Genomic DNA, 8936 nt, shown 5'->3' with positions numbered 1-8936 from the left:
CGGCTCACCTATCACCCGGTTTCCACCAACGCCGGCTCACATATAACGGGGTCGGTGCCAACCCTTGCTCACCCTCGAGCCGGACCGGACCCCAGCCCCGACCCGTCCTCAGCAGCAATGAGCCGGCGCCCGGCCGGGACCCCTTATTTGTGAGCGAGCGTCCCGCCGGAACCGGTTATTTGTGAGCGAGCGTCCCGCCGGAACCGGTTATTTGTGAGCGGGCGTCCCGCCGGAACCGGTTATTTGTGAGCGGGCGTCCCGCCGGAACCGGTTATTTGTGAGCGGGCGTCCCGCCGGAACCCCCTATATGTGAGCGGGCGTTTGAGGGGGAGCGGGTTGGGGCCGGAGTCGGGCGCTTCGCTGGGCGGTAAAGTTGGTGCACATGGAGAGCCTCTTTAGTCACCTCGCGCCGGACTCCGAACCCCAGCCGGAGCAATCCGGTGAGCTGGACCCGGTAGTGTGCACCGTCGTCGTGCCTTCGCCGGTGGCGCACGCTTTCATGGGCTTCACTGATCACCCGCATCTTTGGTGGCCGATGGAGGACCACAGCGTCTACGGGGCGGGTTCGCACGTTGAGTTCGAGGAGAATTTGATCCTGGAGACTGCTGATGACGGACGTACCTCGATATGGGGGACGATCGACGATTGGCAGCCGCCGTTGTCCTTCCATGCGAGCTGGTATCCGGGGCGTACCGCGATGTGGTCTACGGAACTTCGAGTGGCCTTCCGGGCCGTTGACGGAGGTACTGAAGTTCGCCTGGTGCACGACGGCTGGGAAGGCGCCGAACACCCAGCGCAGACTCGTGCAGACTACGCCGCTGACTGGCCTGGAGTTCTTGAGCGCTATGTCCGATTCATGGGCGGCGGAAGTGAATAGAATCCGTCGGCTGCAAGCGGCTGACTGGCGGTTGCTTCGCGACGTCCGGTTGGAGATGCTGTCGGACACCCCGATGGCCTACGTCGAGAGCCTCGCGGCCGCTCGGCGCCAGACTGACACTCAATGGCAAGAGCGCGCAGCCACGATGTCGAGCGACTCAAGCATCACCCTCGTGGCGGATGACGGTACTGACGGTAGCCGGATCAGTGGACTCATGCGCGTGGTCGTCAAGCAGCCGCAGGATCCTTCCCAGGCTCTGCAAGCCATGTTGATCAGCGTCTACGTTGCACCTGAACACAGAGGCTTGGGCCTGGCTGACCAGTTGCTTGATGAAGCTTGCGCAGTAGCAGGCGCCGAGCTTGGAGCCGGCGTGATCGAACTGGGGGTCCACGAGGATAACGCCCGCGCGAAGGCGTTCTATGAGCGGCATGGATTTGAATACACCGGTGCAAGCCGGCCGTATCCGCAGGACAAAGCGAGGTTGGAGATCGTCATGGCCCGACGGATTCCGCACTCTGGGCAGATCCAGCAGAGCAAAGGCCCTCACGAGTTCGTCGATGAGCTACGGGCCGCCCTCACTCCGGGGCAAGTCGCCGTCGACGAACACACGCGCACGAGCTATGCGGCAGACCTAGGACCAGTCCTGGACTTGCAGTTGCCCCTTGCAGTGGTGTTCGCCGAATCCGTTGAAGACGTGCAGCACGTGGTGCGCAGTTGCGCCAAGCACGGGGTTCCGATTGTCGCGCGCGGCGCCGGCACCGGGGTTTCCGGCGGCGCCCATGCCAGCCACGGATGCATCGTGCTCAGCCTGGAACGCATGAACCGCATCTTGCTGCTCAACGCAGACGATGAGACCGCCGTCGTCGAACCTGGCGTGGTGAACGCTGACCTGAACGCCGCCGCGGCTGAACACGGCCTGATGTACGCGCCGGATCCCGCGAGCTACAAAATGTCCACGATCGGCGGCAATGTGGCCACGAACGCCGGCGGCTTGCGCTGTGCCAAATACGGCGTGACCAGGGACTCGGTGCTGGCGCTCGACGTCGTCCTGGCCGATGGCTCGCTCATCCACACAGGGCACCAGACCTTCAAAGGCGTGGCCGGATACGATCTCACGGCACTGTTTGTGGGCTCCGAGGGCACCCTGGGAATCGTGGTGGGCGTGACGGTGCGCCTGCGCTACCTGCCCCGCGAGGTTCAGACAATGGCGGCGTTCTATCCGGACTTCCGCGGTGCCGCTGCGGGAGTCCTTGCGGTCGGAAAGGCGCGCGTTCAGCCCGCCATCATGGAAATGCTCGACGCCGGTACGCTGGCCCAGCTCGACGAACTGTACGGTTCGGACCTCGGAGAACGTGGGCAGGCGCTGCTGCTGATCCAGACAGACGGTTTCGGAGCTGCTGCGGAGGCAGCGCTGGTGCGGGAAGTGCTCGCGGCCGGCGGCGCCACAGTGACGGCGGAATCGAATGCGGAAGCCGAGAGACTCATTGAGATGCGGCGCTCGAGTCGGGGCGACGAAGTGGACAACGAATACCGGGTGGGCGAGGACGTCGCCGTTCCGAGGTCACGGCTTGTCGACTACGTGGCCGCGCTCGAGGCCATGGCCGTTACCCACGATGTCCGGCTCAAAGTGGTGGCCCATGCCGGTGACGGCAACCTGCACCCCACCTTCTGGGTGGACCGGGTGGACATGGAAGTGGACGCGGACGCCATGACCCGCCTCAACAAGGCCCTCGACGACTCCATCGATGCCGCGCTGGAGATGGGCGGAACCATCACGGGCGAGCACGGGGTGGGGCAGTACAAGCTCCGCTGGCTCGGCCTTGAGCAGCCCGGGCCCATCCGCGAGTTGCAGCATCGAATCAAGGAGCTATTCGACCCAGCCGGAATCCTCAACCCTGGCAAGGCCATTTAGACCGTTGGTATTCCAAATTAGATCGTCAAGATCTCGCGTCACACATAGCTGCGATTTTCACGCCAGTTTACTTTGATTCGCAATGCCCATAATCTTATTTGGTATACCAAATTGAGACTCCAGGGAGGCAATCAATGGGACAAGAACAGCCGCCGCGCCGCGGTAGTTCCGCCAAGGCCGGTCGGAGGACCGCGTGGGTACTCGTTGCCCTGGCGATTGTCTCCATCAACCTCCGTCCTGCCATTACGACGATCGCCGGCACCATGGGGCAACTGCAGGCAGGGTTCGGACTCGACGCGCATTTGTTGCCGCTGCTCGGAGCCTTGCCTGTACTAGCGTTCGGCGTCTCGGCTCCTTGCGGTCCATGGCTGGCCCGTCGCCTGGGCACCGGCAGGGCTGTTGCGGCGGCACTCCTGACATTGGCCGCCGCGCTGCTTATCCGCGTGCTCGTGCCCGGACTGTTGCTGCCCGGAACGTTCCTGGCAGGAGCATCCATCATGACTGCCAGCGTGTTGGTGCCACAGATCGTCAAAGCAAACCGCGGTACCGGATGGTGGACGGGGCTGTGCACCATGGGCTTCGGGCTCGGGGCGGCGCTCGGCGCCGGGCTCGTCCAGCCGCTGCAGCAAGCGCTCGGCGGAAGCCTCGCCTGGGCACTGGCCGTCTGGGCCGTCCCCGCCTTGCTAGGGGCCGCGCTGATCCGCCGCGCCGGTCAATCAGCCCGGCGTCCCGACGGGACCGGCGAGACCGGCGGAACCGGCGGAGCGGCGTCGGGCGCTGGTTTACAGGAGACGACGACGGCGGGCGTCGCCACGCGGGAAACCGGCACCATTCCGCTGCGGAAGCAACGGACGGCCTGGGCCGTGACCGCATTCTTCGGGCTGCAAGCCATGCTGTATTTCGCCGTTACCTCGTGGCTCGCGGTGTTCTTGGTGTCGAAGGGCCAGGCGGGGGCCGACGCAGCAGGGCTCCTGGCTTGGTTCAGCGTCGCAGGGCTGCCCGCGAGCCTGCTGGCTCCCGTTCTCGCTGGGCGTCGCGCGGTTCTGAAGGTCATGGCTCCTGGCCTCGGACTTCTCGTCTCGGCGGCTTTGATAGGAGTCTTGACTGCGCCCGTGGCTTTGCAATTCCTCATGGTCGGCCTGTTGGGGATCGTCCAGAGCGCCGGCTTCGGGCTGGGAATGGCGTTGGTGGTCATCCGCTCGGCAGGGCCAGAGAGCGCTGGCAGCCTATCCGCCATGAGCCAGGGCTTGGGCTTCGCGCTGGCCTCCCTGGGGCCGTTGGGGGCGGGATTCCTGCATGAGTGGTCCGGCGGCTGGGACGTTCCCTTCTGGGTCTTGGCCGCGGAAGCGGTGCTGCTCGCGGTGGCCGGTTTCCTCGCCGTGCGCGGGCCCGCCGTGTCGGTGGCGGCCGCCGGGATGGAGCACCTTGGCGAGCCCGCCGTCGTCGGGCGCTAGCCAAGGGGGGGCAGGGCGCAAACCAAACCACGCACGTGCCCCCCACTCGGCCCATCTGACTTGCAGTAGTTGTCGTTATGAGCCCCGATAACGACAACAAATGCGCGGGCCCACGCCGCCAGGGTTCCCTGGCCGGGGGGCCCCGCCGGCGAGGGTCCCTGCCTGAGCTTGCGAAGGCTGGGAGCCGGCGGGGACTTGCGAGGCGAGGGTGGCGGCGGGGACTAGTTGGGCATACGCTGTCGTCGTCCTTCGACACACTCAAACCAAGAAAGTGGCCGGTCCCCCAACGAGGGACCGGCCTTTTTGTGCGGAATTAGACGAGTTCGAGCTGCTCTGCCACGACCTTTCCGCGGTGGATGACAGTGCGGTCGGTGCCGCGGTCCATGACGGCGGAGGCGACCGTTTCGCCGTCGAGCAGCAGGAGTTCGGCGGTGTCGCCGACCTCGACGCCGGGGCGGTGTGCCGTGCCCTTCAGCCGGGTGGCGGACGGGTCAAGGATGCTGGCGCCGCCTACCGTGGCGATCGCGAGGCAGTGCTCGATGAGCTCGTCCTTGCGGAAGCCGTGGGTGAAAGCGAGCTGCCAAGTGCGGTCGAGCATGTCGGTGTTGCCGTAGGGGGACCAGTAGTCGCGCTGGCCGTCCTCGCCCAAGCCCATCCGGACGCCGGCTTCGGCGAGCAGCGGGATGGGCAGCTGGCCCGCCACGCCGGCGGAGCCCGGCGCCACGGACGCCATGGAGATGTCCAGCTCGGCGAACTCGTCGATGAGGCGGCGCGTGGTGGCCTCGGAGACGCTGCCCAGCTGGTAGGCGTGGGACATGGTGACCTTGCCCTGCATGCCCAGGGCGCGGGTGCGCTCGATGACCAGGTCCGTGCTGAAGACGCCGAGCTCGCCGGGCTCGTGGAGGTGGATATCAATGGGGACCTGGTACTTTTCGGCCAGTCCGAAGACGATGTCCAGATGGCGGGCGGGGTCGCGGTCCAGGCTGCAAGGATCGATTCCGCCCATGACGTTGGCGCCGGCCTTGAGTGCCTGGTCCATGAGGGGCACGGTGCCGTCCTCGAGGAGGAGTCCCGCCTGCGGGAACGCGATGATGTCGACGTCGGCGTGGCCTTTGAATTGCTCCTTGGCGGCCATCACGGCATCGAAACGCTCAAGGCGGCAATCGACGTCGATCTGGGCATAGGAACGGACGCGCGTGGTGCCGCGCGCGATCATCCGTCCGAGGGTGTTGTTGACCCGTTCCTGCAGTGGAACCTCGGCGTTGCGCCAGTTCTGCCGATCGTTCATCATCATGGTCCACACCCCGGGGCCGCCGGTGTGTTCGCGGAACGGCAGGCCGATGCGGGTGGAATCCAGGTGCACATGGACGTCCGAGAACGACGGCACGAGGAGGCGGCCGCGGCCTTCGACGACGGCGGTGTTGCCAGGAACCGCTCGCGCCGGGTCATGGGCTTCGACGCCGGTGATCTTGCCGTCCGTGATGAGGACGTCGCTCAATGCTTGTCCCCAGGGGCGGACGGCGCGAATCAGGGTGTTCAATGTATTGCTCCTTTGATGTTGGATCTATTGCACACCAGCGAGAGCTGCAGATTCCAGGCTTGCGTGATGGCAGGCCGGGGCAGCCGCGCTGGCTGGTCGGGGGATTTCGCTGATGCAGCGTTGCTGCTGTTCCGCGCCCAGGGTGCCGAACAACGGACACCGGGTGCGGAAGACGCAACCGCTGGGTGGGTTTGCCGGCGAGGGCAGATCTCCCCGGAGCCGGATCTTTTGCTGCTGGCGGGCTGCCCGGGGATCCGGCAAAGGCACGGCGGACAGGAGTGCTTGCGTGTAGGGATGCCGGGGCTCCCGGAACAATTCCTCCCGGGCTCCTTGTTCCACGATCTTGCCGAGGTACATCACTGCCACTTCATGCGAAATATGGCGGACCACGGAAAGATCGTGCGCGATGAAGATGTATGCCACTCCGGTGTCCCGCTGGATCTCCTGCAGCAAGTTGACCACCTGCGCCTGCACCGAGACATCGAGGGCGGATACGGGCTCGTCGCACACAATCACGGAGGGGTTCAGCGAAATAGCCCGCGCGATTCCCACGCGCTGGCGCTGTCCGCCGGAGAACTCGTGCGGGAAACGGTTGTAGTGCTCGGGCTTGAGGCCCACTTGTTCGAGGAGTTCCTTGACCCGGTTCTTGAGGCCGCTGGCCGGGTTGATCTTTTGCGCCAGCATTGGCGCCGCGATGGCCGTGCCCACGGTTTGACGTGGATTGAGCGAGGCGAAAGGGTCTTGGAAGATCATTTGTACTTTGCGGCGGAAGTTGTACAGATCGCGGCCGCCCAGCTGGCTGATGTCCGCGCCGTCGATCAGGATCCTCCCGCCGGTTGGATCCATGAGCCGCGCGACCATGCGTCCGGTGGTCGACTTGCCGCAGCCGGACTCACCCACGAGTCCCAAGGTCCGGCCGCGGGCGAGACTGAAGGAGACGCCGTCGACCGCTTTGACTGTCTTGGATCCCTTGGGGGAGAGCAGCCCGCCTTTGATGGGGAAATGCTTCTGGAGGTTCTCCACCTGGAGAATTGCCTGCGTGTCCATGATGGGTCCTAACGCGTATTCCGAATGGTGAGGATCTGGGGGCCGCTCAAGTGGCAACGCTTACCGTGACCGTCCTCGACCACGAGCTCCGGCCGCTGGCTCGCGCACACGCCGTCGCCGGCAAGGGATGCGTATTCGCACCGGGCGCTGAAAATGCAGCCTTTCGGGAGGTCAAGGAGCGACGGCGGCTGGCCGGGAATGGGGTTGAGCCTGCCCGAGGAACTGCTCAGCGTGGGCATCGATTTGAGTAGGCCGAGGGTGTAGGGATGTTGCGTGTCGTAGAAGATTTCGTCCACGGGGCCCGATTCGACGCACTGCCCGCCGTACATGACCAGCACGGAATCGCAGACTTCGGCCACCACGCCAAGATCGTGGGTGATGAGGATGAGGGCCGAGTTCGTTTCTTCCTGGAGCTCGGACATGAGGTCCAGGATTTGTGCCTGCAAGGTGACGTCCAGGGCAGTGGTGGGTTCGTCCGCGATGAGCAGCTCCGGTTCGCAGATCAAGGCCATGGCGATCATGGCGCGTTGGCGCATCCCCCCGGAAAAATTGTGCGGGTATTCGTCGTAGCGCTGTTCGGGGCTGGGAATGCCCACTCTTCCGAGCATGTCGACGGCGGCCGTGCGGGCCTGCTTCTTGCTCGCCTTGTTGTGGACGAGGTAGGCCTCGGCGATCTGATGACCCACGGTGTAGAAGGGATGCAAGGCCGAGAGCGGATCCTGGAAGATCATCCCGATGCTCCGGCCGCGAAGCTGCCGCATGCCGGACTCGGGCAGCGTGACAAGGTCTTTGCCCTGGAACAAGGCCTGGCCGGTGACGCGGGCGGAGGTTCCCTTGAGGAGTCCCATGAGCGCCTGGCTGGTTACCGACTTTCCTGATCCGGATTCTCCGACGATGCCGAGAGTCTGCCCGCGCTCCAAGGAGAAATCCATCCCGTTGACTGCCGAGACAAGGCCGTCGTCGGTAGGGAACTTCACCGAAAGGTCGCGGACGTCCAGGAACGCGGCGGTTCGCGTGGCTGGCTGCACGGTTCGCGTGGCCGGCTGACCGGCCGGACTGGGTTGAAGCTGGGTCATTGGAGCCTCACTCGGGGGTCGATGGCAGCGTAGGCGAGGTCGACGACGACATTCGCGACGATGACGAAGAAAGCGGCCAGCATGGTGATGGCCATGGTGACGGGGAGGTCGCCGGAAATGGCGGCCCTGACGGCCGTGAAACCGAGTCCAGGGACGGAGAAGATTTGCTCGGTGAGGACCGCGCCGCCAAGGAGGAGCCCGATGTCCATGCCAAGCATGGTCACGACGGGAGTGATGCCCGCCCGGACACCGTGCTTGAACGTCACTGTTCGGGGCGCCAGGCCCTTGGCACGGGCCGTGCGGATGAAGTCCTCGCTGAAGGTCTCGATCATGTTGGTCCGGGTGACGCGGATGTACGCCGCGCTGAAAAGCACCGCGAGGGCAACCCAGGGCAAGAAGTAGTTGAGCGCCCACGCCCCCGGACCGTGCGGACCGAAGGGGCTGTTGATCTCGTTCGTCGTGAAGGGCAGGAGGTGCAATTGGTTGACGAATACCAGCAACAGGAACAAACCGGTGACGGGGATTGGCAGCGAGACACCAATGGACGCTGCGCCGACGATGAACTTGTCCGTGGCGGATCCCTTGCGAAGGGCTGCGAGCAAACCGAGCCCGACGCCGGAGACGGTCCAGAGAACGAGCGCTCCAACCGCCATGGAGAGCGTGTAGGGCAAAGAACGGGCGATGATGTCCGAGACGTTTTCATTGGTTTGGAACGATTTGCCGAGGCATGGCCACTGGCAGATCGATTCCGCTCCCGGAGCACCGATCATCCGCGGCGAGACCAGACCGCGCATGTAGTCGATGTACTGGATCAGGAAAGGATGGTCCATGCCAAGGGCCACGCGGGCTTCCGCAATGCGTTCGGGAGTGCACTCCTGGCCACAAGCGGCGGACGCAGGATCGGCAGGTCCGAGCTGGAATAGCGTAAAGGTGATGAAGCTGACGGCTATGAGAAGCAGGACCAGGGAGCCTGTCCGGCGAAAGATGAATCTGATCATGGTGCTGGTTGCGGGCCGTCCGGTCGTCGCCG

General features: G+C 64.9%; 7 protein-coding genes and 1 pseudogene. 4 read left to right on the top strand and 4 right to left on the bottom strand.

Translation table 11 applies throughout. The features are described from left to right. The first annotated feature begins 382 nt into the window (after positions 1-382). The 4 genes and pseudogenes from AC4CS3_RS22960 to AC4CS3_RS22945 all read left to right on the top strand — a co-directional run bounded on the left by AC4CS3_RS22960 (position 383) and on the right by AC4CS3_RS22945 (position 4243). Positions 383-877, top strand: a complete 495-nt coding sequence (locus tag AC4CS3_RS22960) for an SRPBCC family protein (protein ID WP_490785382.1) — start codon at positions 383-385, stop codon at positions 875-877. Beyond that, a pseudogene (locus tag AC4CS3_RS22955) lies at positions 846-1316 on the top strand (GNAT family N-acetyltransferase); the annotation flags it as partial. The gene AC4CS3_RS22960 and the pseudogene AC4CS3_RS22955, both read left to right, overlap by 32 nt. A 54-nt stretch (positions 1317-1370) precedes the next feature. Then, positions 1371-2789 (top strand): FAD-binding oxidoreductase, encoded by a 1419-nt coding sequence (locus tag AC4CS3_RS22950; RefSeq protein WP_490785383.1) that lies wholly within the window; start codon positions 1371-1373, stop codon positions 2787-2789. A gap of 134 nt (positions 2790-2923) precedes the next feature. Beyond that, positions 2924-4243 (top strand): MFS transporter, encoded by a 1320-nt coding sequence (locus tag AC4CS3_RS22945; protein WP_490785381.1) that lies wholly within the window; start codon positions 2924-2926, stop codon positions 4241-4243. A 313-nt stretch (positions 4244-4556) separates the two neighbouring features. On the opposite strand, the gene AC4CS3_RS22940 is transcribed toward AC4CS3_RS22945, so the two are convergent. The 4 genes from AC4CS3_RS22940 to AC4CS3_RS22925 are packed head-to-tail and all read right to left on the bottom strand — an operon-like array spanning position 4557 to position 8904. Next, positions 4557-5783, bottom strand: coding sequence for an amidohydrolase family protein (locus AC4CS3_RS22940; RefSeq protein WP_490785380.1), 1227 nt, complete (start codon positions 5781-5783; stop codon positions 4557-4559). A 24-nt stretch (positions 5784-5807) separates the two neighbouring features. After that, positions 5808-6830, bottom strand: coding sequence for an ABC transporter ATP-binding protein (locus AC4CS3_RS22935; protein WP_490785379.1), 1023 nt, complete (start codon positions 6828-6830; stop codon positions 5808-5810). Positions 6831-6838: 8 nt separating this feature from the next. After that, the gene (locus AC4CS3_RS22930; protein WP_490785378.1) at positions 6839-7906 is read right to left on the bottom strand and encodes an ABC transporter ATP-binding protein; all 1068 of its coding nucleotides are present in this window, start codon (positions 7904-7906) and stop codon (positions 6839-6841) included. Then, entirely contained in the window at positions 7903-8904 is a 1002-nt protein-coding gene (locus AC4CS3_RS22925) for an ABC transporter permease (protein WP_490785377.1), read from the bottom strand. The genes AC4CS3_RS22930 and AC4CS3_RS22925 overlap by 4 nt, the downstream gene beginning before the upstream one ends. Positions 8905-8936 lie beyond the last annotated feature (32 nt).

The sequence above is a fragment of the Arthrobacter sp. SE2 genome (genome assembly GCF_058244265.1).
Note: the sequence above shows the minus strand (reverse complement) of the source record. Positions and strands in the feature narration are given on the sequence as shown.